The organism is Marinobacter sp. B-12, assembly GCF_056857915.1.
This window is the reverse complement of the sequence record NZ_JBSXOB010000016.1, coordinates 1-23,233: the sequence shown is the minus strand read 5'-3', so window position 1 is coordinate 23,233 and position 23,233 is coordinate 1. Positions and strand designations below refer to the sequence as shown.

Genomic DNA, 23,233 nt, shown 5'->3' with positions numbered 1-23,233 from the left:
TCAGCTGGTTTCCAGTACTTCGAAGGTCAGGCCAGCCTTGCTGGTCAGGCGCTCATAGAGCTTGCCATCAAGAAGCGACGATGGTGTCCAGAAACCGCCCTGTTTTTCGGCCGGTACATCAAACGCCAGGCTCATACCTGCCTCGCCCAGCATCTTGCCGGTTGAACCGTAACCGGGGTCGCGGTCACCCGTGACTTTGGTCTTGATGATCTTGCCGTCGGTCGTCTTACCCACAAAGCGCAGATCGTAAAAGCCATTTTTCTGGGCTTCCGGGCTTGGGCCCTCGCCCGGCTTGGGCACGAACTTTTCCACCACCCAACGAGTTGGCTTGAACGCAGACGCGGTGAAGAAACCTCCAAGCGCGCCGGTAATCCCGTAAGCCGCGAGACGACCTTTCACACCACGACCAGTCATCATGGCCTCATCATAGGTGAACTCCTTGCCATAACGAGCGTTCTGCAAAGCGTTTGAGCGATGGACGATCCGGGTGTTGATGGCCCCCATGACGAACGGCGCCAGCCAAACGCCGAAGTCGTTATCGAACTCTGCGCCTTTCAGGCTCGGTTGACGGGTTTTGGAGCGGTGCTCCGGCGGGCAGATCGAAAACGGGTTGGCCAGTTCCTTGCGAAGTTTCGGGTCGGCGGCCGCTTCCTTGGCGATGTTCATCATACTGGCTACGGTGCCACCGGAGAACTCGCCCTTGGCAATTTTGACCCGCATCCGCACGTCCTGGCACGGAGCGCCGAGGGTTTCCGCAGCTTTTTCCTGCAGGAACCAGACCCCCATGTCTGATGGGATGGAGTCAAAGCCACAACAGTGGACGATGCGGGCCCCGGAGGCCTTGGCTTTGTCCTCGTAGGTGTCCACCATCTTGCGGATCCACTGTACTTCACCGGTGAGGTCGCAATAGTCCGTACCGGTTTCGGCGCAGATTTTAACCAGTGGTTCGCCATACAGAGCATAGGGACCAACGGTTGAGATCACCACGCGTGTCTGGTCACACATGGCTTTCAGGGCGCTTTCATCGGCGGCGTCTGCCACAATGACGGGCAGCTCAGACGCCGACGGGCCCAGGCCCTGTTTGAGGGTGGCCAGCTTGCTTTCTGAGCGTCCGGCGATGGCCCAGCGAACGTCTTTGCCGATACCATAGGATTCCAACAGGTAACCGGTAAGGATCTGCCCCACGAAGCTGGTGGCACCGAATACCACGATGTCGTAGGTGGTGTCAGTCTTTGTGCTCATTCGTTGTCCTTAATCCATTTGGATCAATTATGAATTGGTGGCGGTCGACCGCGACGCTTTTGCACCCATCAATACCAGGAACAGCGCTACACCCAGGCCCCAGAAGCCGTTCAGTATCAGCCCGCCAACCCAGGCCTGGGCGGTGACAGCGATGCCCTTCAGCGGGAAGACCACCAGCATGGCGACGGCTGTCGGCCCGATGGCGCCTACTATTACATTACCCAACCAGAACTTAAAGCCGCCAAAGCGGCCAAGGATCGCCCAGAGCACGATTCCCCAAAGCCCGCCAAAGAAAGCCAGCGAGAAAACAGCGGGAATACCCAGCGGCGGAACCGCAGCCATGTTAAAGGGTGCGGATGGCACCATTCCCACGAAATAAAACACGGCAAACAGCCCCTGATGAAAGATCAGGGTGGCAAGAAGGCCACTGACAAATGCTTTTAACCAGATCATGTCACTATCCTTTCGTTTATTTCCCTGGAGGTTGCAACAAAACGTCGCATCGGCCAATCGAATCATCGTACCGATACTGCACACTCTGTCAGACTCAATGAACCCGAATCCCGGAGGTTAACCCATTGAACACCCTGCTTCTGGTACTGAGCCTCATACTTGCCACTCTCAGCGCCTGGCTGTTCTGGCAGGTACGTCTCCAGCAAAGATCCATTGGCAAGGCGATGGCTGAGAGCTATGGCCCTGATAATACACGGGAACCGGAGCTGATACTTACGCTGCGAGTAAAAGATCCGATTGCCCTGGCAAAACGCGAATCGAAGTCAGCCCGCATGTTGGCAGACCGTCTTCCGGTGATGGTGAAACGGCTGGTGTATCAGGAAGTCATGAAAGAGCTCGAACTGGAACTGGCCGAACGGGAAATCGACGTGGAAATGAAGCTCGAATACCGATAGGAGGCGCCATGGACATCGTATCACTGCTCAGTTTAAGCGCCATTGTGACCTCAACGGGGCTTATGGCGGTTGCGTTCCGACAACACAGCCGCAACACCCGAACTCTCCGTATCCTTCACTCCCAACGGATTTCGGCCAACAGCCATATCCAGAAAACCCGTATGGACCTGATGGAAACCCGAAACCGGGCCCGCTTGCTGGAGGAAACCGTCAAGAATGGCACCAGCGCGGTAGAGAAGGTTCACAAGGCCATTACCACCACAACGTTCAGCCTGATCGACCGCTTTTCAAGCAATGAGGAGTTCCGCGAAAACGCCCGTCGGGCGCGGGAAACCCACGACCAGACCAGTGACCAGATCTATCGCTCGGTGCACACCACCAACAAGGCGTTGCATATACTGGCGGACACCCTGTTTTTCGGTAAGAAGGAAAACAGCTGACGGCACGAAAAAAGCCGAAAGACGAGCAATAAAAAAGGCACCCTAGGGTGCCTTTTTTATTAGATTCAGAAAGTTACAGGACTTTCTTCAACTCTTCTTCAAGCTGCGGAACCGCTTCAAACAGATCCGCGACCAGGCCGTAATCCGCCACCTGGAAGATCGGCGCTTCTTCGTCCTTGTTGATCGCAACGATCACCTTGGAGTCAGACATACCGGCCAGGTGCTGGATGGCGCCGGAGATACCAACCGCGATGTACAGCTGCGGTGCAACGATCTTACCGGTCTGGCCGACCTGCATGTCGTTGGGCACGAAGCCTGCGTCAACAGCCGCACGGGACGCACCAACAGCGGCGCCCATCAGATCGGCAACCTGCTCCAGCATCTTGAAGTTGTCGCCGTTCTGCATGCCACGGCCACCGGAAACCACGATACCCGCGCTTCCCAGGTCCGGACGGTCAGACTTGGCCAGCTCTTCGCCGACAAAGGTGGACAGGCCAGCGTCTTTAACCACGTCCAGCTGCTCAACGGCGGCGGAGCCACCTTCACCAGCCACCGGATCAAAGGCGGTCGGGCGTACGGTGATAACCTTGATGCTGTCAGCGGATTTCACCGTGGCAATGGCGTTACCAGCGTAAATCGGGCGAACGAAGGTGTCTTCGGACTCCACACGCATGATGTCAGATACCTGGGCAACGTCCAGCAGCGCAGCAACGCGCGGCATGAAGTCTTTACCCGTGGTGCCGGCAGCGGCCAGGATATGGCTGTAGCCCTTGCCCACTTCGGCAACCAGCTCACCCAGGTTCTCGCCCAGGAAATGACCGTACGCAGCGTTGTCGGCAACCAGTACCTTGTTAACGCCTTCGGCCTTCGCAGCCGCTTCGCCTACAGCGCCGCAGTTCTCACCGGCAACCAGCACGTCGATGTCGCCGCCAATTGCCTTGGCAGCTGCGACTACGTTCAGGGTAGCCTGCTTCAGGCTGCTGTTGTCATGTTCAGCAATTACAAGGATGCTCATTTAGATCACCTTCGCTTCGTTCTTCAGTTTGTCGACCAGCTCAGCTACGTCAGCGACCTTCACACCCGCCTGACGGGAAGCCGGGGCCTCAACCTTCAGGGTGGACAGACGCGGAGCAAGCTCAACACCCAGATCGGCCGGGCTCATGGCATCCAGCGGCTTTTTCTTGGCCTTCATGATGTTCGGCAGGGACGCGTAGCGCGGCTCGTTCAAGCGAAGATCGGTAGTCACAACCGCCGGCAGGTTCAGGGCCACGGTCATCAGGCCGCCGTCGACTTCGCGGGTCACGTTGACCTTCTCGCCTTCGACAACCACTTCAGACGCGAATGTGCCCTGACCCATACCGGTCAGCGCGGCCAGCATCTGGCCTGTCTGGTTGTTGTCGGAATCGATGGACTGTTTGCCAAGAATGACGAGCTTGGGCTCTTCCTTCTCAACCACACTCTTGAGCAGCTTGGCCGCTTCGAGAGACTGAACCTCTTCGTCAGTTTCGATGTGGATACCCCGGTCAGCACCCAGTGCCAGAGCGGTACGGATTTGCTCCTGGCAGGCCTTCGGGCCGATGGATACCACCACGATTTCACTGGCAACGCCCTTTTCCTTCAAACGAACCGCTTCTTCAACAGCGATTTCGCAGAATGGGTTCATTGCCATCTTGACGTTGGCGAGATCAACGCCGGTGTTGTCCGGCTTGACGCGCACCTTCACGTTGTAGTCGATTACTCGTTTTACAGCGACCAGAACCTTCATAGATTCCTCGTTCTTCTACGATGAGTTTACAATTGAGAACAGCACATACTTGCAGGACCTGCTGTCTGTCAGGGCGTCATAATACTGCAGGCAAAGGCTACCGGGGTCAATAGTCCCTAAAGACGCTGCACCGCCGCGTCAATGGCCAATGAACACCTGTTGACTCCACCTGAGCGTGAGACGATACTAAAAAACGATTCAAAAAACACGTTTTGGCCCAGTGCCACCAAACAATGCCAAAGGTAGACCCAAATTTCAAACAAACGTTTGTTTGATTATTCAATTGCGGTATCCTTTTACTCTATTAAGGCAGGTGCTTTCGCTTTGAGGGAGTCGTCTATACGAGCTTTTACCGGTATGATGACGCCCCTAAGAATTTGCCTGTTGGCATCACTATAAAACAGATGAGGAGACCAACGTGGAACGCGAATCGATGGAATTTGATGTTCTGATCGTCGGCGGTGGGCCGGCTGGCCTCTCGGCAGCCTGTCGTGTCATGCAGATGGCCCAGGAAGCCGAGCAGGAACTGACCGTCTGCGTCGTTGAGAAGGGGTCCGAGATCGGCGCCCACATCATGGCTGGCACAGTGTTTGAGCCCACGGCCCTCAACGAGCTGTTCCCGGACTGGAAAGAGAAAGGCGCACCGCTGAACACGCCGGTCACCCGTGATGACATTTTCCTGCTGAAGAACCAGGAAGGCGCCACCAAGATTCCAAACGCCTTTGTGCCCAAGAACATGCACAACCACGGCAACTACATCATCAGCCTGGGCAACCTGTGCCGCTGGCTGGCCGAGCAGGCCGAAGGCCTGGGCGTTGAGGTGTATCCCGGTTTTGCCGCTTCCGAAACCATCGTAGAAGATGGCCAGGTCAAGGGCATTATCACCGGCGATATGGGTGTGGCCCGTGACGGCTCCGAAAAAGACGGCTTCATGCCGGGCATGGAACTACGTGCCAAGTACACCCTGTTTACCGAAGGCTGCCGTGGTCACCTGGGCAAGCGCCTGATCAACGATTTCAAGCTTGACGAAGGCAAAGACCCTCAGCACTACGGTATTGGTATCAAGGAATTGTGGGACATCGATCCGGCCAAGCATGAGCCAGGCCTGGTTATCCACACAACTGGCTGGCCGTTGAACGAATCCGGCTCTACCGGTGGCTCCTTCCTTTACCATCTGGAAAACGGCCAGGTATACGTTGGCCTGATCAGCGATCTGTCCTACAGCAACCCGCACATGAGCCCGTTCGACGAGTTCCAGCGCCTGAAGCTGCATCCGGAGATCAAGAAACACCTGGAAGGCGGCAAGCGAGTGGCCTATGGCGCCCGCGCCATCACCAAAGGTGGCTTCAACTCCCTGCCGAAGATGAGCTTCCCGGGCGGCCTGCTGCTGGGCTGTGACGCCGGCACCCTGAACAGCTCCAAGATCAAGGGCTCCCACACCGCCATGAAATCCGGCCTGCTGGGCGCAGAGGCAGTGTTTGAGGCGCTGAAGGACGGCAAGAGCGGTGAGGAAATCACCAGTTTCGAAGAACGCTTCAAGGACAGCTGGCTCTATAAAGAGCTGTATGCCGAGCGCAACTTCAGCCCGGGCATGCACAAGTTCGGTAACTTCGTGGGCGGCGCGATTGCCTACTTCGAGCAGAACATTCTTCGGAGCAGCCTGCCGTTTACGTTCCACGACACGACTCCCGACTATGCCACGCTAAAGCCTGCGGACCAGGCCAAGAAGATCGATTATCCGAAGCCGGATAACAAACTGACCTTCGACAAGCTGTCCTCGGTGTTTATCTCCAACACCAACCATGAGGAAGATCAGCCGGTTCACCTGAAGCTGTCCAACCCGGACATCCCAATTAAGGATAACCTGCCGAAGTACAACGAGCCTGCGCAGCGCTACTGCCCGGCCGGCGTGTACGAAGTGGTTGAAGCGGATGACGGCAGTGGCAAGAAGTTCCAGATCAACGCGCAGAACTGCGTTCACTGCAAAACCTGCGACATCAAGGACCCGGCCCAGAACATCACCTGGGTGACGCCGGAAGGTGGCGGTGGTCCGAACTATCCGAACATGTAAATAGTTCTGGATAGCCAAAAAAAACGGCCCCAACAGGGGCCGTTTTTTTATGAACAACTATGACGAGATCAGTGAGCGTGACCGTGCTCTTGCTCTTCGTCAGTTGCTTCGCGCGCTTCAACCACTTCCACGTCGAAGTGCAGGGTCTCACCCGCCAGCGGGTGGTTGGCATCGATGGTGACGGTTTCGTCGCCTACTTCCACGACACGAACGACCTGGGGGCCACCCGGAGTCTGTGCCTGGAACTGCATGCCCGGCTCGATGGTGTCGACACCTTCAAACGCAGAACGCGGGACCGGCTGGACCAGCTCTTCGTTGACTTCGCCGTAACCTTCACCCGGCTCAACAGATACTTTCACCTGATCGCCAGCGTTCTTTTCGTTCAGCGCATTTTCCAGTCCGCCGATAATGTTCTGAGCACCTTCCAGATAGGACAGAGGCTCGCGACCTTCTACACGGGAGGAGTCCAGCTCTTCTCCCTGGTCGTTGGTGAGCGTGTAGTGGATGGTGACAACACGAGGTTGGGCCATGTGATCTCCTTGCGTGTCGCAATGACTGTTTGATGTAAATTTGGGCAATCGAAAGTGATCTTGAACAGCCAGACTGCACAGAGGGACTTACGACCACCGGGCCTCGTTAGAGAGCCAGGCTCGGTAACAAGTTCGAAAATACAGTTTAACAAGTGTCAGACTGCGTTTTCTACCGTGAGTTAGTTGGGACGGCGGCTGGTAATTCAACCGTTATCGGCAATTTTATAGAAATTTCCGCTACTCCAGACACCTATAACGGTATCTTCTCCGGAACTTTCTTCAGTCACCCGGTCGGCCAGATCGTAGTAAGCGGCCGTTACCAGCCTTGCCTCCACACCGTGGCGTAAACCGATGACCGGGCGTGGCTCGTTGGTTCCTTCATAAACCCCAATGTGCAGAGGGTGCTCGTCCCCAACTAACAGTGTCTCTCCTGTGTTGGTCGTTACTGACAGAACCTGATCCTTTCCACTGCCAGAGACTTCAAGAGAATGAGCAAGAATGGCCGTATCTTCGACAGTGATCCGCCACTTCTCAACCGGCGTCACCAGATAATGGTGCCCGTCACTTTCCTGCCGCAGAATCGTCGAGAACAGTTTAACAATGGCGTCCCGGCCAATGGGCTTGCCCTGATACAGCCACTGCCCGTCACGGGCAATCACGATATCAATGTCTCCGGACAGCTCCGGGTTCCATGTTTCGAGCGGTGGCAGGCCTTTTCCGGGAGCCTGTGCACTTTCCACTTGTTGCGCAATTGTCTCGGGCTTCTGGCTCATAAAGGTTATTCCTGTGTGGTTTCACAGAAACTATGGGCGCTGGGGCACCGATTTTAAAGGTCTTATGAGAGATTTCAGGGTAGGAATTGTGCCCGCAAGTCGGCGCAGCCCGGACCCGCTACGGGCATTTCGAGAACCACTGCCTGAGCGGTCATAAAGGGTATGCCCTTACGATGACCATCCACCAGGAGTGTCGAAAGGCTGCCAACAAAGGGCATATGAGAAATCAGCAATAACGGAGAGGGGGCGGATTCGATCAACTCATCCAGACAACGGCCGGGATCATCATCCGGGGTAATATAATCCTTTTCCGTGACCGGGCAATTCAGAATCTCGGACGCAATCGCAGCGGTTTGCCGGGCCCTGACCAATGGGCTGCACCAAATAAACTCGGGGCGCCAGGGCGACTCCGCAATCTGAGCGGCTACATCCGCTACCCCGTGGCGACCAAACTCCGTCAGCTCACGTTCCCTGTCCAGAGTGTGCCAACCGGCCTCACCATGGCGCATGACGATCAAGTGCACTTGCTTTCCCTCCGGCTAACCCGAACCTTACTGACTGATGGTTCGTGGAAGAATGAATTCCACATCTGAATTCTGGACCGACATCATCAGACTGTTGATCACTGCACTGATGGAGGCGCCATCGTAAAGAATCTCATAGAGCCCTCGAACCAAAGGCATGTAGATACCAATCGCCTCGGATTTCTCCTTGACCAGTTTCAGGGTATAGATGCCCTCGGCCACCTGGCCCAACTCCGCGACCGCCTCATCCAGCGCCTGGCCGTTACCTACGGCGTAACCAACACGGTAGTTCCTGCTTTTCGGAGACGTACAGGTAACGATAAGATCCCCTACCCCTGCCAGCCCCATAAACGTCATGGGGTTGGCACCCAGGCTGACTGCAAACCGGCTCATTTCCGCCAGCCCGCGAGTAATCAACATCGCCTTGGCATTCTCTCCCAGATTCCGCGCTGACGCCAGCCCGGCAACGATGGCGTAGATATTCTTCAGTGCACCGGCCAGCTCGACGCCATACACATCCACATTGGCGTAGACCCGCAGATATTCGCAGCCAAGCAGTTCCTGAACCGTGCGGCGCACGTCAGGGTCCTTGGCTGCGATAACGGTTGCCGTGAGGTCCTGACTGACGATTTCACCAGCCAGATTGGGACCGCTGAGCACACCAATGCGGGAACGCGGAATTTCTTCCTGAAGGATTTCGCTCATCAGCTTGAAGCCATGCTCTTCGATGCCCTTGGTCAGGCTGACAACGATCTGCCCTTCCCGGAACTCAGAGCTGTTTTCACGAATGACGGAGCGGAAGGCTTTGCTGGGAATGGCCACAAAGACAATTTCAGCCTTACCGACCGCTTCCGGCAGGCTGGTAGTCGGTTGAATATCACCAGTTAGGGTGACATCCGGCATATAGCGGCTGTTGATACCGGTGTTGCGGATTTCATCCGCCTGGGCTTCGTCCCTCATCCAGAAATGGACGGTATGGCCATTCTCCCCCAGCACTTTGGCCATGGCAGAACCGAAACTGCCACCGCCGAGAACCGCTACATCATGGCCGGTCTGGGAAACGTCGGTGGGCCCACGGTTATTTTTCTCAGGCATAGTCGTTCCGTTATGTTTTATGGTTCAGCCCGGTAAACGGCCGGCAGGAATGGAGAACGCAGTGATGACCCCGGGCTCAGCCGGACTCTTCGCATTCCAGGGCACGCACCAGGTTCTTGAATTCTTCCCGGTTACGGCTGTTCAGGCCCATCAGCACACGGTGGGCTTCCAACACCTTATCCCTGACCTGCTGCTCGCTCGCGCGCAATACGGGGATTTCTTCCAGTTCTTCGATGCGGGACGCAGGCTCGCGAACAATGATGAAAATCTTGTCGAAACCCATGGAGGTGATGATTCGGGTTATATCAGGGTTGGTGGATATCATCGTGGGCAGGAAATTACTGCGTTTCTGGGCAGCCATGGCAATCTTGGCCAGCAGCCCAAGGGTGGTGCTGTCGATGATCTCGGTTTCGGTAAGATCAATAACCACCGTCTTGAAGTCAGGATCCTGGGTAATGGACTCAACCAGATTGTCCAGCGTCGAACACAGGTTCAGCCGGATTTCTCCAATAAACTTAAGGACATAGATGCCCTGTTTTTCAGCTTGCAGGATCTTGTAACCAGCCATTGAATCCACTGCCACTATGTCGACGTCGGGCCATTGGTATCAGGATCGGTATCCGTTACTGATACGATAGCAATATCGTCAGGTAACTCTGTGATCTCGTCGAGATTCAGAGCCTCGCCCAGGGAAGCAATAGTGTGACTACCTCCCGAGACGAGTTCAAGTAGTGTCTTTTCCTTTTCATCCAGGCTTTTGGCCTTGATGACCTCCAGTATACCGTCTGAGAAAAGAATCAGGTGGAACGGCTTGTCCAGTGGAACTTCGTAAACCTCCCATTCCGGCGTCTCGAACAGCCCTACCGGCAAGCCACTGCCTTCGAGGAACTCTGTCCTGCCGCCCTCCAGGGAAAGGATCGGCATCGGGAAATGGGCGCCCACCGAATAGCGAAGGCTCCTGTCAGACGTTGATATGATGCCTACGAACACCGTTACATGCTTGCCCAACCCGGTATCGAGCAGTTCGGAATTAATCCGCTCAAGGAAACGATCGGGAAACAGGATGTCATCACTGGAGCCACGCCTGAGATTGCGCTGGAGGCGGTTGGTCAGGTTTTTCAGCAACACCGTTACGAACGCTGAGCTGGCACCGTGGCCAGACACGTCGGCGATATACACCAGCACCTTGTCTTCGGTTATTCGGAAATAGTCCAGGAAATCCCCGCTAAGAAACAGCGAGGGCTTGATGAGGTGATTGACGGAAAAGCCGGAAAGCACCTGTTCCCGGTCTGGCAACATTCTGAGCTGGACCTTACGGCCGGCGCGCTGGTCGGCGCGTAATTCCGCAATGCCATCCCGCAAGTCCCGGTTCGCTTCTTCCAGTTCCTGGCGGTAAAGCTGGTTGAGCCGGTTCACACGCACCCGATCAAACAGCTTGCCAATAACGTCATCGAGGGCGCCACGATCATCGGAACAGGGTTTAAGCACGATATCGGCCGCGCCCGCTCTCAGCGCATTGACGATTTCGGAGGCATCTGCGGTGGAATAGCAGGCAACGATGGGGGTGAAGGTTTCCGCGTCTTCCAGTCGACCGGCAAGCTCACCTATGGCGTCCGGCGACAGGTCGGCAAAAATGATGTCCGGAATATTATCGTCGAACAGGGAACGGGCGGAAGCCAGGTCCGAATAACCGGTAACGTAGAATCCCCTGGCCTCAAGGTATCGACCCAGTTCCGAGCGGGCACGTTCATCCGAATCGATAATAAGAATGCGCTCGGTGCGCGATGTCATGGCGATTGCCCTAAACTACCATCGGTAAACAGGAAATTGGGTTTCTGATACCTATTCTGGCACGCCCCTGTGATATAACAAGACATGTTTGATGTTTTTGGGAGGTTGTAATCTATGAGAAGTGCCGTCAATGACCTGCTCGGGGCTTATGACAAGCTGATCATGGACCCGGTCCATGGCGGAATTCCGCTTTACCGGCATGAAATCAAGGTTATCGACCATCCCCTGTTCCAGCGCCTGCGCAACATTTGCCAGAACGACATCCTCAGCCTGGTTTTCCCGGGGGCGACCCACTCACGCTTCCTTCACAGTATTGGCGTGATGCACGTGGGCACGCGGATGTTCCGCTCGATGATCGACGCCTACCTGCGGGAACGCCAGCTCAGCGACCAGACAGACCTTAGCCTCAGCCAGCTTGATGCCATTGACTACCTGGCCAAGACCATCCGCCTGGGCTGCCTGCTGCACGACAGCGGACATTCCAGCTTCTCCCACCAGTTCACCCAGGCGCGGCGCATCCACGACCTTATGTCGCGGCCCGACCGGTTTGATGACCTTTGGAGCGGTGTCGACTATTCCGTGTATCACAGTGAACGCCCGGAAGAACTGGAGCACGAGCACTATTCCGTGAGGGTTGCCCACGAAGTGCTGTCGTCCATTGACCTTGAGACCGCCGGCCTCGATCCAAGAGACGTGATCGGCATCATGGAGACCACGGATGTGCGGCCCAGCGATGCGTTCTGCCGCCACGCACGCACCTTCTGGAATTTCATCGCCGGTAACGACGCGGACTCCGGTGTTCTAAGCGAAGCCGACACCCCCCGGCTGGTGATGGACCTGATGTCGTCCATTGTCTCCGGTGAAATCGACGCCGACCGGGCCGACTACATGCTTCGGGACGGTTTTCACTCCTCAGTCACCATCGGTGGTTTCAACCTTGACCACCTGCTGAGCAACCTGCGCTTCGGCTGGGACGTGCGCGAGCCCTGGCTCGGCCTGGCCATCACCCAGAAGGGTCTTGGCGCCTTGGAGGACTTCGTCTACAGCCGCCACCAGATGTACCGCAAGGTCTACGCCCACAAGACGGCCCTGGGTTTCGACTGGCTGTTGCGGGAAGCGATCAACGAAGTGCTTGAAGACCCGGAAATATTTGATTGGGTGGATACCTGCCTGAGCGACATGCGTTACTTCGCAGAACTGACAGACAGCTTCTTCTGGGAGGCTTTTCGCAAAGTGGCGCGGAAAAAGTCTGGCAGTTATTCACGCTGCATTGTGGACCGGGCCAAACTGAACCACCTGGACACCCGGGAAGATCTCACTGTCGCCGGCATCGAGGATCACAGCCGTTGGCTGGCCCGGGAGCTGGACCTGGACCCGGGCGAGGTTGTGACCTGCTCCATGCGGGCACGGTTCTCGAACATCCAGGACAATTTCAACGGCATCAAGGTACTGGTGCGTGATCCGATCAACCGTGCCCGTTCCCTGCGCAAGATTACCGATATCAGCGCCTTCTTCAGCAAGTTCAGCGACGGTACCATCACCCACTTCTACGTTCGGCCAACCGTACTGACCGGCAAGTAAGTTGGGTTTAGTCCGCCAGCATATGCGCGACCAGGCCACTGGCACTGTTGAACGCGCCCTCCACGCGGCCGCCGCTCAGCCAGTCCCCGGCCAGCCCGATGCGCTGGTCGCCATACCAGCGAAAACCGGGTTGCTCCGTGGGCGAGGATTTCGCATAAAGCCACCGGTGCGAAATCCAGTCGTCAGGGCAGACAGTAACACCGGTTACCTTCTTAAACGCCTCAATCATGGCAGCCGACACCTTGTCCGCCGAGGTATTTTCGTGCTCCCGAGACCATTGAGGCGTTGCATGGAGAACCCACCACTGGCCGGAATCGTCCCTGCCCGGTTTGCTCGAGTTATTCGCAATCCAGTCGAGTATCGGGTTCTGGCACCGCATCCCGTCATAGGGCTGTTCCAGCGCCTGCCGAAAATAGACAGCGATTGCCCAGCACGGCTGGATATGGCTAACGTGGTCCTGCATCTGGTCCGAGAGCGCTGTGAGCCTACTGTTGCTGAACAGATCCCGGGTCTGAGCCGGAGGTGCCGTGACGATAACCGCGTCAAAGGGCCCATAAGACTCGCCGTCTGTATCGTTCAGTAACCACTGTTGACCCTGGCGAACCAGGCTATCAATGCGCGTTTGCGCCTGGACGTCTGCAGCGGTGGAAAGCCCGCGGGTGATGGCGGTCATCCGGGGAGCGCCGACGTAGCGGGTCTCTTGCGGGAACGGCTCCCATTGCCCGGAGGTGGTCTGGTAACCAAACCGCCCGGGCCACGGCCTGAAACTGCCTTCGGCATAACGGTTCAGGAAGGCGGAGAACGCAGGATTCCTGATCGTAAAGTATTGCGCCCCGATGTCTACGGAGCCACCCGCAACACGCTTTGCGGCCATGCGACCGCCCGGGCCGCGGCTTTTCTCGAAGATCGTCACTTCATGGTTCTGCTCCTGAAGCAGAAGTGCTGCACTCAGGCCGGCCATGCCTGAACCAACAATGGCAATCCGGCGTATAACAGGCATCTGATCGGTTTGGTTAAACATCGTATAACGTGCATCCAAATTCGGTTGTTGGAACGTAGAACCCGTCAAGCGTCTGGTTGAGATTCTTCAACGCCCAGGCTTTACAGGTTAAACCACGAACGAAAGGGCAATCAGGGTATGACCCGAGTGCAACACTGGCTGACAAACATTCTGAGATGGTTCGACTCCGCTGCGGGTTCGGATCACCTCGACACAAGCTCGCGGGCTTTCAATTTTCTCAGGGTGGTTCCCTTTATAGCACTTCATCTGGCCTGTCTGCTGGTCATCGTCACGGGCACCAGTACCTTTGCGGTCATCTTTGCAATTGGCTTTTTCGCCGTGCGCATGTTTGCCATCACCGGCTTCTACCATCGCTACTTTGCCCACAAAACCTTCAAGACCAGCCGTGTTGCGCAGTTTCTTTTTGGCGTTCTGGGCGCTAGCGCGGCCCAGCGAGGCCCGCTTTGGTGGGCAGCCCATCACCGGCACCATCACCAGCATTCGGACGATGAAAAGGACCTGCATTCGCCACACCAAGGTGGCTTCTGGTGGTCTCATGTCGGCTGGTTCACCTGCGACGCGGGCTTTGCCATGAACGAGCGCCGCGTGAAGGATTGGCTAAAATTTCCGGAACTCCGCTTTCTCAACCGCTTTGACTCATTGGTACCAGCAGCAGCCGCGGTCGGTATTTATGCCTTGGGTGAAGCTCTGGCGGCGTGGGCGCCCGGCCTGGGCACCAATGGTTTGCAGCTGCTGACCTGGGGCTTCTTCATATCAACGGTGTTGCTGTTCCATGCCACGGTGTCCATCAATTCCCTGTCTCACGTCTGGGGAAAACGCCGTTTCGAGACTTCCGACGACAGCAGGAATAACGTCTGGCTCGCGCTCATCACCATGGGCGAAGGCTGGCACAACAACCACCATCGCTGGCCGCAATCCGTGCGCCAGGGATTCCGGTGGTACGAGGTGGATATGACCTGGTACGGACTGTGGCTACTCGCGCGTCTTGGCATCATATGGGACATGAACCCTATTCCAGAACACATTCAGGAAGAAACCCGCCAACTGGATTCCATGAGGAGGAAACACTCATGAGTACCGCCTCTATCATCGAAATGGGCAACCAGAATTCATCCGTCCAGGAAACTCTTGGGCGCTTCACGCAACTCTTCAATAACCTCTGCGCCGGCAACATGGCGGAGCTGTCCAGCGTGTACAGCGAAAACGTGACGTTTACCGATCCGTTCACGAGCGTGCGGGGAATTGGTGAACTGACAGAATACTTTTCCGGGGCCTACGCCAACGTGATTTCCTGCGGTTTCGACTTCGGCGAGCCCGTGGTCAACGGCGAGGATGTGTGCATTCCCTGGGTGATGCACCTCAGGCACAAGCGTATTCGGAAGGGCAACCCGGTTGCGGTGGAAGGCATTAGTCAGTTGGTTATTCGTGAGGGGCGCGTTCTCTCCCATCGGGATTATTTCGACATCGGCCAGTTGCTCTACGAAAACCTTCCGTTACTGGGTGGCGTGATCCGTTGGATAAGGAATCAGGCGGGATGAGTGAACGGCTTGGAACAGCATCCAACATCTGGATTACCGGGGCCAGCTCAGGGATCGGAGAAGCCGTTACCCACGCGCTGGTAGACCAGGGGCACCGTTTGGTGATCACCGGCCGACGGCAGGAGGCATTGGACGGCTTGAGCGCATTGGCGCCAGAGCGAGTTGTAGCAGCGCGGGCGGACACCACGAGCCGGGACGACCTACAGGGTATTTCCTCCACCCTGGAAACCCACGGCGACCTCAACATGGCCATCCTCAACGCCGGCACCTGTGAATACCTGGAAATCGCCGACTACGACAGCGCTGTGATTGAAAACAACATCAACACCAACGTGGTGGGCACCGCACGCTGTCTGGATATTGCCTTGCCGGCTCTGCGGCGCACTGTCGCGAAGGGCCAACCGGCGACGCTGGTGATTGTCAGCTCATCGGCGTGGTGGTTTCCCTTCGGCCGTGCCGAGGGGTACGGGTCCTCCAAGGCCGCGCTCACCTACTTTGCACACGCGCTACGAGCGGATCTGGCGCCCGAAGGCATCGACGTGGTGGTGGTTTCGCCGGGGTTTGTGAAAACGCCGCTGACCGACAGAAACGATTTTCCGATGCCGTTCCTGGTCTCAGCGGAAGACGCCGCGGGCCGTATCGTCAAAGGACTGCGTAAAGGCCGTAACGAAATCGCTTTTCCGAAGCGATTCACCTGGACACTGAAGGCTCTGGGCGCCCTGCCCCAGGGGTTGATTGATCGCATGGCCGCCAGCATGAGCCGCAAAAGCAGGAATGAACAGGAAACCAGTGGATGAGTAACGAACGTCAACGTATTGCAGTCATTGGCGCTGGGGTCTCCGGCCTTACAACAGCCTGGCTCTTATCCGAAAAGTACGATGTGGAGCTGTTTGAAGCTGGCGACTATGCCGGAGGCCACACCAACACAGAGATGGTTACCGCCGGTGGTCGGGAGTGGCCGGTCAACACCGGTTTTATCGTCTTCAATGACTGGACGTACCCCAATTTCATGAAGCTGATGGACCGCTTGGGTGTTGCGTCGGAAGTCAGCGACATGAGTTTCAGTGTTGACTGTCATTCCTCCGGGCTACAGTACAACGGCACCAGCCTGAACACCCTGTTCGCCCAACGCAGAAACCTGCTGAATCTACCGTTTCTTCGTATGATCCAGGAGATTCTGCGCTTCAATAAGGAATCCCGGGCAGACCTGGCCGCTGGCAACATCGCAGACACCGAAACCCTGGGCGAATACCTGAACCGCAACGGCTACTCGCGCTACTTCCGCCAATACTACATCGTCCCCATGGGGGCCGCGATCTGGTCGGCGCCGGAGATTGTCCTGGAACAGTTCCCGATCCGATTTTTTCTCCAGTTTTTCAATAATCACGGCATGTTGTCGGTAGACGATCGTCCGACCTGGCGGGTCATTTCCGGCGGCTCCGCGCGCTATGTCGATGCGATGATGGACCGCCTGGGCGAACGCATACATTTGAACAGCCCGGTCAGTTCCGTCGTCCGTGAGCCGGACCATGTGGTGGTCACCGTCAATAACGAGCACCACCACTTTGACCAGGTGGTGTTTGCCTGCCACAGCGACCAGGCCCTCGACATGATTGCCGATCCTTCCGCCGAAGAACTGGATATTCTTGGTGCCATTACCTATCAACGCAATGATGTGGTGTTGCACACCGACAGTTCGGTACTGCCATCAAATCGCAGGGCGTGGGCGGCGTGGAACTATTTCATACCGCAACACAGCACCGAGCCTGTGTCTGTGACCTATAACATGAACGTACTGCAGAATTTCGATGAGGCACCGGAAACCTTCTGTGTCACCCTCAACCGCAGCCAGGACATTGATCCGGAGCGCATCATAAAACGCTTCGACTACGCACACCCCGTGTTCACCCTGGAGGCCGTGGCGGCCCAGAAACGCTATGACGAAATCGGCGGCCACAACCGCAGCCACTTCTGTGGCGCCTACTGGTTCAATGGCTTTCATGAGGACGGTGTGAGTAGTGCGCTCCGCGTTACTCAGGCTTTGGGAGTGGAGCTGTAGCCATGAACGCTGCCCTACCGCAAAACATGGTCGCCAATCAGCTTCACAGCCAATGGCTGGAGGGCACGATTCGGCATCGTCGCAAGACACCGGTACGCCACGAATTCAGCTACAGCACCGGCATGCTGGCCCTGGACCTGCGCGAGTGGCCATCCATAACCCATATCAGCCGCCTGTTTTCCCTGGAACGCTTCAACTGGTTGTCCCTGTACCGCCGTGACTATTTCCGGCCCGAGACCGCCAACCTCCTGCAGGCCGTGAGCGATCAGGTACAACAGGCGACGGGATGGCGCCCGGACGGCGCGGTGCAACTCATTACTCATCCCCGTTATTTCGGGTATGTGTTCAATCCGGTCAGTTTCTACTTCTGCTACCACGCCGGCGACCGCCCGGATCATGGAGCCGTGCCCCGGGTCATCATGGCTCAGATCACCAATACACCCTGGAAAGATCGCCATGTGTACTGCCTCGAAACCACAGGCGCGGAACCAACCAGTGCCGGCTGGCGCACTGAGCGCTTCGATTTCAGCAAACGCTTTCACGTATCGCCCTTCAATCCCATGGATCAGCATTACCAGTGGACGTTCAGTTTCCGCGGCCCTGAACTTCGGATCCACATGGGTGTGAAACAGGACGAACGCAAGCATTTTGATGCCACATTGGTGGTCCGACGCACCCCCCTGGATCGTAAAGAACTACACAGGAGCCTTAGGCAGTTTCCACTGGAAGCGCTGAAGGTGGTGGGCGGTATTTACTGGCACGCCCTGAAGCTCAAGCTCAAAGGGGTGCCGTTCTTTACCCATCCAAACAAGCTGCCTGAAAACGACCCGGAGCACCGGCGCGGCGCAGAAGACTCAGGCCAGGATGTCACCGAACCCACAGCCCAGAACAAGACAACCGGAAAGGTAAGCTCATGGAGAACCTGAACACCTCGCTTGAATCCACTGGCACTGGCCAGGCGCCGCTCACCAGCCGGTGGGCGAAAGCCCTTGTGTGCCAGCAGCTTTCGCTTCTTGAAGCGGGAACACTGACGATTCGTGAAGCCGGGGCGGAAACTCTGACCTTTGGAGACAGCGACAGCCGATTCGCGCCGGCGGAGCTGGTCATCCACGACCACAGCACCTGGAAGGATCTGCTAACAGGCGGCAGCGTGGGTGCCGCTGAAGCCTATGTCGCAGGTGACTGGTCGACTCCGGACCTGGTGGCCCTGTTGCGGTTCTTTACCCGAAACGTTGATCGGATGAACGCCTTCGAGGACCGATTCAGTTGGGTCACCAAACCGGCCTTGAAGGGCCTGCACTGGCTGAATCGCAATACGAAGGAAGGTTCCCGCAAGAACATCAGCGCCCACTACGACCTGGGTAACGACCTGTTCGAGACCTTCCTTGACCCCACGATGATGTATTCCTCCGCCATCTACCCAGGCCCAGAGGCGACGCTGGAGCAAGCGGCGGTTCACAAACTGGATACCATCTGCCGAAAACTGGACCTGCAACCGGGCGACCGGGTGATCGAAATCGGCACCGGCTGGGGTGGATTCGCCGTGCATGCGGCCAAGCATTATGGCTGTCATGTGACCACGACCACCATTTCCGCCGAGCAACTGGAACTGGCAAGGGAAAAGGTCCGTGAGGAAAATCTTGAGGATCACATTACCCTGCTGTTTGACGACTATCGTGACCTGGAAGGGCAATTCGACAAACTGGTTTCCATCGAAATGATTGAAGCCGTTGGCCCGCAATTCCTGGACAGCTACTTCTCACAGATCAGCCAATTGCTGAAGCCGAACGGCCTGGCTCTGGTGCAGGCCATCAATATGCCCGAGCAGCGCTATAAACGCGCCCTGAAAAACGTCGATTTCATCCAGCGGTTTATCTTCCCGGGTAGCTTCATTCCGTCTTTTGGCGCGATTCTGGATTCTGTTCGCATCGGCTCGGATCTGGTGATGACCCACTCTGAAGATATCGGCTTCCATTATGCCCGAACCCTGCGGGACTGGTGCGATCGCTTCATGGCAAACCGGGATACGCTGGACAGCCTGGGCTACGACAAGGCCTTCCGCCGTCTCTGGCATTTTTACTTCGCCTATTGCGAAGCGGGATTCAGTGAACGCGCCATTGGGGTTTCCCAGATCCTGTTCGCCAAGCCTGGCAACAAACGTGAGAACATCCTGAGCGTATGATCCGCAACGACACCCTGCGCAATGTCCTGAACTTTGCCCTGTTCCAGACTGGCTGGTTCGTATGCGTGCTTTACCCGGGCTTGCCGGCAGCCGGTTTTGTGGTCTTGCTGTTGGTTTTCCACATGCTGTTTGTCAGCCTGCACCGTTTCACCGAACTGCAGTTTATCGGCGCAGGCACGGTTCTGGGCGGCGTGCTGGATGGCATATGGTTCCAAACCGGCATCCTTGACGATGGCACTGGTAACGCACAGATCACACCGGTCTGGCTGGTTGGCATCTGGGCCATATTCATGACCACCCTTAGCCATTCCCTGTCCTGGATTGGCAGCAGACCCTGGCTGCCCTTTGTGTGTGCCCCCATCGCCGGGCCTTTTGCCTACTGGTCCGCCAGCGCGCTGGGCGCCGTGCAACTTCCGAATGTCTCGCTTTCCCTGGCTGCGCTGGCACTAGGCTGGCTGGTTGTGTTCCCGGGGCTTCTCTACCTTCGCAAGGCCCTTTATCCGGAGCTGATAAGATGAAGACCAGCACCTTTTTGCTCGCCTGTGCCCTGCCCCTGTCGGCCGGGGCCGCCGAGATGCGCTTCACCGGCCAGGCGATACCGTTGAACGGCGACAACGTGCTCTATGAAGAGCGGCACGTGGTAACGGGAAAATGCACCGAGGGTCTTTTCCGACCCACCTCTCACAACGTGACGTACGTTCGCGGTAACGGAGAGGCGTTTGCTGACAAGACACTGTCTTACGAACAATCGGCGTTGCGTCCAGCGATGACCTTCCGGCAGCCGGGTTTCAATGAAGTCATGGAAATCCGCAATCGGGATGACGCAAAGCTGGAAATCGAGTGGCAGACTCCGGAAGGCGATACGGAAAACTCGACGGTGGAGGTCACCCGAAAACTGGTGGCGGATGCGGGCTTCGACAACCTGGTGCGCAACCACTGGCCCGAGGTCACTTCCGGCGACCGCATTGAATTCGACTTTCTGGCGCCTACCCGGGGCAAAGCCTATGGCTTTGTACTGGAACCAACGGAGGACGATCGTATCAACGCCGCACACACGGTGCTGATAGAGCCCTCCAGCACCATCCTGAGTTTTCTGGTCGACCCTATCCTCCTGGGCTATAACGAAAGCGGGGTGCTGACGAACTACCTCGGGTTGACCAATATCCGCAAGGACAAGGACTCGAACTACACCGCCCATATCCGCTATACCGTGGAAACCGCTCCGGATTGTGAACTGACCCGCTGAATCCGTCCTTGCAGCCAAGGCGGACACATCGACCTGTTGTGGTAGACTTGCGGTTTCCTGACACACCCTGACAACCGCCAAAACTGCAAAACAGAAGGTTTCCGCCGATGATGTTTGTCTCATTCAACGTCAACAGTATCCGCACGCGGCTGCACCAGCTTGAGGCCGTGATTGATAGCCTGAACCCGGACTTTATCGGCCTGCAGGAAACCAAGGTGACCGACGAGGAATTCCCGGAAGACGCCATTCGCGAACTCGGCTACCACGTTCACTTCCATGGCCAGAAGACTCATTACGGCGTTGCGCTTCTTTCCCGCCAGGCGCCGGACAGCGTCCAGAAAGGTTACCCGTGGGACGGAGAGGACTCCCAGCGCCGACTGATTACCGGTCATTTCACGGTTAACGGCCGCAAGCTCACAGTGATCAACGGCTATTTTCCCCAAGGCGAAAGCCGCGACCACCCGGTGAAGTTCCCCGCCAAGGAGAAGTTCTACACGGACCTGATGCACTATCTGGATGATTTGAAGGCCGCCAACGGTGAGATTGTGGTGATGGGCGATATGAATATCTCCCCCACTGACCAGGACGTCGGCATCGGAGCCGACAACGCCAAGCGCTGGCTGAGAACCGGTAAGTGCAGCTTTTTGCCGGAAGAGCGTGAATGGCTGGGACAGGTCGAAAGCCGTGGTTTAACCGATGTGTTTCGACACCTTCACCCCGAGGAGTCGGACACCTTCAGCTGGTTTGATTACCGCAGCAAGGGCTTTGACAGGGACCCGCGCCGCGGCCTGAGGATCGACCTGATCATGGCCAGTGACCCGCTTCTGCCCAAGGCGGAAGCAGCAGGCGTCAGCTACGATATTCGCGCCATGGAGCGGCCTTCGGACCACTGTCCGGTGTGGGCCCGCTTCGCGCTTTGAACCCACCTCGCCGGGCCGCGACATGAAAAAAATGAAAACCCGCGACCGTATACTTGAGGCCAGCCTGATGCTGTTCAACAGCATCGGCGAGCCCAATGTAACCACGCTGTTGATTTCGGACGAACTGGAGATCAGCCCCGGCAACCTCTATTACCACTTCAAAAGCAAGGGCGATATTGTCGGGGAACTGTTTGCCAGCTATGAGCACGAAATGCACGACCTGCTGGCGGTACCGGAGGACGCAGACATCAGCCTGGACCAGCAGAGTTTTTTCCTGCATTTGCTGTTCGAGACCGTCGCCCGCTACCGATTCCTGTATCAGGACCTGGTGAACGTCCTGTCCCGGTACGACCAGCTTCAAACACGCTTCCGGCGCATTTTGAAAAAGAAAACCAATGGTTTCAGGGTCATCTGCGAGAGCTTTCGACGCCAGGGCGTCATGGAGATTACCGATGGGGAGCTGGATGCGCTCTGTGACCAGTTGACGCTTACCGCCTGCTATTGGAGCAGCTTCGACAGCCTGTCGCATCTGGATGACCGCGACTCCATGGACCCGGGCCGCGGTGTTTACCAGATGATGCACTTGCTACTGCCCTACCTGGGCCCGGATGAGAAGGAACAGATTTACCTGATGAGCCGGGACTACCTCTGACATCAACGGCCGGTAGCGAGCATTATTCTTCTTCGGAGCGGTCCTCGGTCTGCTCCCTGAGGCGTTGCAGTTCCGCTTCCAGGGCCTGAATCCGGCGTTCCATGGCTTCGATTTCATCCCGACGATGAATACCCAATCGACGCAACGCGCCGGACACGCGCTCATCAAACATGTTCTCAAGGCGGTCCCAGGTGCCAGTGGCCTTTTCCCGTACATCGTCCACACGGTCTTCCACAGAGCGTACGTGCTTTTCAACCACGCCGCGGGTCTTATTCTCCAACTGCTCGCCTTCCTGAACCAGGCGCTCAAAGAAGCGACCGGCGTCCTCCTCGGCCTTGGTGTAGGCACCGAGCCCAGCCAGCCAGATCTGCCGTGCAGACCCTTTTATTTTACCCGCCAGCTGCTCATCGTTTTCCGGCGTGTTTTCGTTTTCGTCAGACATGCAAAACCTCGGAGGCGTTGGACTCTCATTAGCTCATTATTGTATTACAGCGGGCACTGAATTTCAGTCAACAGGCCAATATCTCTGCCCCGGAACGAAACACCGATGGCCTGAAAGGCGCGCAGCGAGCGGCTTTAGTATAAGCACACTTTCAATATGAAAAAATGTGATCAAACGAAGTGCTTACTGACTTGAAGTGTTCAAAATATGGTCAATACTTCACTATACCGGTGTCCCCGCTGATGCCGGTTTGTCTGGAAGTCTTTCATGGATACTACTCGCACGCCTCTGCCCGGCCACCAGTGCCGGGCTTTTTTTAGGTTCATCGCGCTTTACCGGGAAACGCTGCTTTTATCTTCAAGAAGAAGTAGCCGTTATCCCGGTAGCCATACGCCATCCTCTTGATCACCTTGATCTTGTTGTTCATGCCTTCCAAGACGCTGGTGTTCATGC

27 protein-coding genes are annotated in these 23,233 nt (G+C 56.7%); 14 read left to right on the top strand and 13 right to left on the bottom strand.

Annotation, left to right across the window (positions count from 1 at the left end):
- On the bottom strand, positions 1-1,242 hold the full coding sequence (locus tag AC13D2_RS00835; RefSeq protein ID WP_036207377.1) for a saccharopine dehydrogenase family protein: 1,242 nt from the start codon (positions 1,240-1,242) through the stop codon (positions 1-3).
- 27 nt (positions 1,243-1,269) lie between these two features.
- A complete protein-coding gene (locus AC13D2_RS00830; RefSeq protein WP_482938075.1) occupies positions 1,270-1,695 on the bottom strand; it encodes a hypothetical protein in 426 nt (141 codons plus the stop codon).
- Between the two features lie 125 nt (positions 1,696-1,820).
- On the opposite strand from AC13D2_RS00830, the gene AC13D2_RS00825 reads away from it, so the two are divergent.
- Together AC13D2_RS00825 and AC13D2_RS00820 are read left to right on the top strand one after the other, a co-directional pair.
- Entirely contained in the window at positions 1,821-2,150 is a 330-nt protein-coding gene (locus AC13D2_RS00825) for a hypothetical protein (RefSeq protein WP_036207383.1), read from the top strand.
- 8 nt (positions 2,151-2,158) lie between these two features.
- On the top strand, positions 2,159-2,590 hold the full coding sequence (locus AC13D2_RS00820; RefSeq protein WP_482938074.1) for a hypothetical protein: 432 nt from the start codon (positions 2,159-2,161) through the stop codon (positions 2,588-2,590).
- A 73-nt stretch (positions 2,591-2,663) separates the two neighbouring features.
- On the opposite strand, the gene AC13D2_RS00815 is transcribed toward AC13D2_RS00820, so the two are convergent.
- A complete protein-coding gene (locus AC13D2_RS00815; RefSeq protein WP_036207389.1) occupies positions 2,664-3,605 on the bottom strand; it encodes an electron transfer flavoprotein subunit alpha/FixB family protein in 942 nt (313 codons plus the stop codon).
- Positions 3,606-4,355, bottom strand: coding sequence for an electron transfer flavoprotein subunit beta/FixA family protein (locus tag AC13D2_RS00810; protein ID WP_036207392.1), 750 nt, complete (start codon positions 4,353-4,355; stop codon positions 3,606-3,608).
- Between the two features lie 418 nt (positions 4,356-4,773).
- Here AC13D2_RS00810 and AC13D2_RS00805 point away from each other — a divergent pair, with 418 nt between their 5' ends.
- The gene (locus AC13D2_RS00805; RefSeq protein ID WP_036207395.1) at positions 4,774-6,426 is read left to right on the top strand and encodes an electron transfer flavoprotein-ubiquinone oxidoreductase; all 1,653 of its coding nucleotides are present in this window, start codon (positions 4,774-4,776) and stop codon (positions 6,424-6,426) included.
- Positions 6,427-6,494: 68 nt separating this feature from the next.
- On the opposite strand, the gene AC13D2_RS00800 is transcribed toward AC13D2_RS00805, so the two are convergent.
- The 6 genes from AC13D2_RS00800 to AC13D2_RS00775 form a co-directional block, all read right to left on the bottom strand.
- Positions 6,495-6,956, bottom strand: a complete 462-nt coding sequence (locus AC13D2_RS00800; RefSeq protein ID WP_036207397.1) for an FKBP-type peptidyl-prolyl cis-trans isomerase — start codon at positions 6,954-6,956, stop codon at positions 6,495-6,497.
- Positions 6,957-7,159: 203 nt separating this feature from the next.
- Entirely contained in the window at positions 7,160-7,729 is a 570-nt protein-coding gene (locus AC13D2_RS00795; RefSeq protein WP_041333372.1) for a DUF1285 domain-containing protein, read from the bottom strand.
- A 74-nt stretch (positions 7,730-7,803) separates the two neighbouring features.
- Positions 7,804-8,253 (bottom strand): SixA phosphatase family protein, encoded by a 450-nt coding sequence (locus AC13D2_RS00790; protein ID WP_036207403.1) that lies wholly within the window; start codon positions 8,251-8,253, stop codon positions 7,804-7,806.
- Between the two features lie 27 nt (positions 8,254-8,280).
- Positions 8,281-9,348, bottom strand: a complete 1,068-nt coding sequence (locus tag AC13D2_RS00785; protein WP_041333371.1) for an NAD(P)H-dependent glycerol-3-phosphate dehydrogenase — start codon at positions 9,346-9,348, stop codon at positions 8,281-8,283.
- Positions 9,349-9,424: 76 nt separating this feature from the next.
- Complete coding sequence (locus AC13D2_RS00780) at positions 9,425-9,916, bottom strand: STAS domain-containing protein (protein WP_036207409.1); 492 nt, start codon at positions 9,914-9,916, stop codon at positions 9,425-9,427.
- Between the two features lie 14 nt (positions 9,917-9,930).
- The gene (locus tag AC13D2_RS00775; protein ID WP_482938073.1) at positions 9,931-11,139 is read right to left on the bottom strand and encodes a PP2C family protein-serine/threonine phosphatase; all 1,209 of its coding nucleotides are present in this window, start codon (positions 11,137-11,139) and stop codon (positions 9,931-9,933) included.
- 114 nt (positions 11,140-11,253) lie between these two features.
- Between AC13D2_RS00775 and AC13D2_RS00770 the strand changes: the two genes are divergently transcribed.
- Positions 11,254-12,720, top strand: coding sequence for an HD domain-containing protein (locus AC13D2_RS00770; protein WP_036207414.1), 1,467 nt, complete (start codon positions 11,254-11,256; stop codon positions 12,718-12,720).
- Positions 12,721-12,727: 7 nt separating this feature from the next.
- On the opposite strand, the gene AC13D2_RS00765 is transcribed toward AC13D2_RS00770, so the two are convergent.
- Positions 12,728-13,741, bottom strand: coding sequence for an NAD(P)/FAD-dependent oxidoreductase (locus AC13D2_RS00765; RefSeq protein ID WP_126812585.1), 1,014 nt, complete (start codon positions 13,739-13,741; stop codon positions 12,728-12,730).
- Between the two features lie 117 nt (positions 13,742-13,858).
- Between AC13D2_RS00765 and AC13D2_RS00760 the strand changes: the two genes are divergently transcribed.
- The 10 genes from AC13D2_RS00760 to AC13D2_RS00715 all read left to right on the top strand — a co-directional run bounded on the left by AC13D2_RS00760 (position 13,859) and on the right by AC13D2_RS00715 (position 22,338).
- Positions 13,859-14,815: an acyl-CoA desaturase gene (locus AC13D2_RS00760; RefSeq protein WP_482938072.1), complete on the top strand. Its 957-nt coding sequence runs from the start codon at positions 13,859-13,861 to the stop codon at positions 14,813-14,815.
- Positions 14,812-15,279 (top strand): nuclear transport factor 2 family protein, encoded by a 468-nt coding sequence (locus AC13D2_RS00755; RefSeq protein ID WP_286749018.1) that lies wholly within the window; start codon positions 14,812-14,814, stop codon positions 15,277-15,279. The genes AC13D2_RS00760 and AC13D2_RS00755 overlap by 4 nt, the downstream gene beginning before the upstream one ends.
- A complete protein-coding gene (locus tag AC13D2_RS00750) occupies positions 15,276-16,076 on the top strand; it encodes an SDR family NAD(P)-dependent oxidoreductase (protein WP_482938071.1) in 801 nt (266 codons plus the stop codon). Before AC13D2_RS00755 ends, AC13D2_RS00750 begins: the two co-directional genes overlap by 4 nt.
- On the top strand, positions 16,073-17,338 hold the full coding sequence (locus tag AC13D2_RS00745; RefSeq protein WP_482938070.1) for an NAD(P)/FAD-dependent oxidoreductase: 1,266 nt from the start codon (positions 16,073-16,075) through the stop codon (positions 17,336-17,338). The genes AC13D2_RS00750 and AC13D2_RS00745 overlap by 4 nt, the downstream gene beginning before the upstream one ends.
- A gap of 2 nt (positions 17,339-17,340) precedes the next feature.
- Positions 17,341-18,264, top strand: a complete 924-nt coding sequence (locus AC13D2_RS00740; RefSeq protein ID WP_273623358.1) for a DUF1365 domain-containing protein — start codon at positions 17,341-17,343, stop codon at positions 18,262-18,264.
- Entirely contained in the window at positions 18,252-19,520 is a 1,269-nt protein-coding gene (locus tag AC13D2_RS00735) for a class I SAM-dependent methyltransferase (protein WP_482938069.1), read from the top strand. Before AC13D2_RS00740 ends, AC13D2_RS00735 begins: the two co-directional genes overlap by 13 nt.
- A complete protein-coding gene (locus AC13D2_RS00730; protein WP_482938068.1) occupies positions 19,517-20,038 on the top strand; it encodes a DUF2878 domain-containing protein in 522 nt (173 codons plus the stop codon). Before AC13D2_RS00735 ends, AC13D2_RS00730 begins: the two co-directional genes overlap by 4 nt.
- A complete protein-coding gene (locus tag AC13D2_RS00725; protein WP_300498824.1) occupies positions 20,035-20,766 on the top strand; it encodes a hypothetical protein in 732 nt (243 codons plus the stop codon). The genes AC13D2_RS00730 and AC13D2_RS00725 overlap by 4 nt, the downstream gene beginning before the upstream one ends.
- Before the next feature lie 107 nt (positions 20,767-20,873).
- Complete coding sequence (gene xthA, locus AC13D2_RS00720; RefSeq protein ID WP_482938067.1) at positions 20,874-21,686, top strand: exodeoxyribonuclease III; 813 nt, start codon at positions 20,874-20,876, stop codon at positions 21,684-21,686.
- A 22-nt stretch (positions 21,687-21,708) separates the two neighbouring features.
- Positions 21,709-22,338 carry a TetR/AcrR family transcriptional regulator gene (locus AC13D2_RS00715; protein WP_007152100.1) on the top strand — a complete coding sequence of 210 codons (630 nt, stop codon included), beginning with the start codon at positions 21,709-21,711 and terminating at the stop codon, positions 22,336-22,338.
- Positions 22,339-22,360: 22 nt separating this feature from the next.
- Here the strand turns inward: AC13D2_RS00715 and AC13D2_RS00710 are convergent, their stop codons facing one another.
- Both AC13D2_RS00710 and AC13D2_RS00705 read right to left on the bottom strand, forming a co-directional pair.
- On the bottom strand, positions 22,361-22,780 hold the full coding sequence (locus tag AC13D2_RS00710; protein WP_292050191.1) for a phasin family protein: 420 nt from the start codon (positions 22,778-22,780) through the stop codon (positions 22,361-22,363).
- Between the two features lie 322 nt (positions 22,781-23,102).
- Positions 23,103-23,233: transposase (locus tag AC13D2_RS00705; RefSeq protein WP_482938084.1), on the bottom strand; the 131-nt coding region annotated here is incomplete at its 5' end.

Bases quoted from the DNA above. Each gene is read 5' to 3' on its own strand.
- AC13D2_RS00835 (WP_036207377.1), bottom strand. From the start codon at position 1,242: ATGAGCACAAAGACTGACACCACCTACGACATCGTGGTATTCGGTGCC.
- AC13D2_RS00830 (WP_482938075.1), bottom strand. From the start codon at position 1,695: ATGATCTGGTTAAAAGCATTTGTCAGTGGCCTTCTTGCCACCCTGATC.
- AC13D2_RS00820 (WP_482938074.1), top strand. From the start codon at position 2,159: ATGGACATCGTATCACTGCTCAGTTTAAGCGCCATTGTGACCTCAACG.
- AC13D2_RS00815 (WP_036207389.1), bottom strand. From the start codon at position 3,605: ATGAGCATCCTTGTAATTGCTGAACATGACAACAGCAGCCTGAAGCAG.
- AC13D2_RS00810 (WP_036207392.1), bottom strand. From the start codon at position 4,355: ATGAAGGTTCTGGTCGCTGTAAAACGAGTAATCGACTACAACGTGAAG.
- AC13D2_RS00800 (WP_036207397.1), bottom strand. From the start codon at position 6,956: ATGGCCCAACCTCGTGTTGTCACCATCCACTACACGCTCACCAACGAC.
- AC13D2_RS00795 (WP_041333372.1), bottom strand. From the start codon at position 7,729: ATGAGCCAGAAGCCCGAGACAATTGCGCAACAAGTGGAAAGTGCACAG.
- AC13D2_RS00785 (WP_041333371.1), bottom strand. From the start codon at position 9,348: ATGCCTGAGAAAAATAACCGTGGGCCCACCGACGTTTCCCAGACCGGC.
- AC13D2_RS00780 (WP_036207409.1), bottom strand. From the start codon at position 9,916: ATGGCTGGTTACAAGATCCTGCAAGCTGAAAAACAGGGCATCTATGTC.
- AC13D2_RS00775 (WP_482938073.1), bottom strand. From the start codon at position 11,139: ATGACATCGCGCACCGAGCGCATTCTTATTATCGATTCGGATGAACGT.
- AC13D2_RS00770 (WP_036207414.1), top strand. From the start codon at position 11,254: ATGAGAAGTGCCGTCAATGACCTGCTCGGGGCTTATGACAAGCTGATC.
- AC13D2_RS00765 (WP_126812585.1), bottom strand. From the start codon at position 13,741: ATGTTTAACCAAACCGATCAGATGCCTGTTATACGCCGGATTGCCATT.
- AC13D2_RS00760 (WP_482938072.1), top strand. From the start codon at position 13,859: ATGACCCGAGTGCAACACTGGCTGACAAACATTCTGAGATGGTTCGAC.
- AC13D2_RS00755 (WP_286749018.1), top strand. From the start codon at position 14,812: ATGAGTACCGCCTCTATCATCGAAATGGGCAACCAGAATTCATCCGTC.
- AC13D2_RS00750 (WP_482938071.1), top strand. From the start codon at position 15,276: ATGAGTGAACGGCTTGGAACAGCATCCAACATCTGGATTACCGGGGCC.
- AC13D2_RS00745 (WP_482938070.1), top strand. From the start codon at position 16,073: ATGAGTAACGAACGTCAACGTATTGCAGTCATTGGCGCTGGGGTCTCC.
- AC13D2_RS00740 (WP_273623358.1), top strand. From the start codon at position 17,341: ATGAACGCTGCCCTACCGCAAAACATGGTCGCCAATCAGCTTCACAGC.
- AC13D2_RS00735 (WP_482938069.1), top strand. From the start codon at position 18,252: ATGGAGAACCTGAACACCTCGCTTGAATCCACTGGCACTGGCCAGGCG.
- AC13D2_RS00730 (WP_482938068.1), top strand. From the start codon at position 19,517: ATGATCCGCAACGACACCCTGCGCAATGTCCTGAACTTTGCCCTGTTC.
- AC13D2_RS00725 (WP_300498824.1), top strand. From the start codon at position 20,035: ATGAAGACCAGCACCTTTTTGCTCGCCTGTGCCCTGCCCCTGTCGGCC.
- xthA (WP_482938067.1), top strand. From the start codon at position 20,874: ATGATGTTTGTCTCATTCAACGTCAACAGTATCCGCACGCGGCTGCAC.
- AC13D2_RS00715 (WP_007152100.1), top strand. From the start codon at position 21,709: ATGAAAAAAATGAAAACCCGCGACCGTATACTTGAGGCCAGCCTGATG.
- AC13D2_RS00710 (WP_292050191.1), bottom strand. From the start codon at position 22,780: ATGTCTGACGAAAACGAAAACACGCCGGAAAACGATGAGCAGCTGGCG.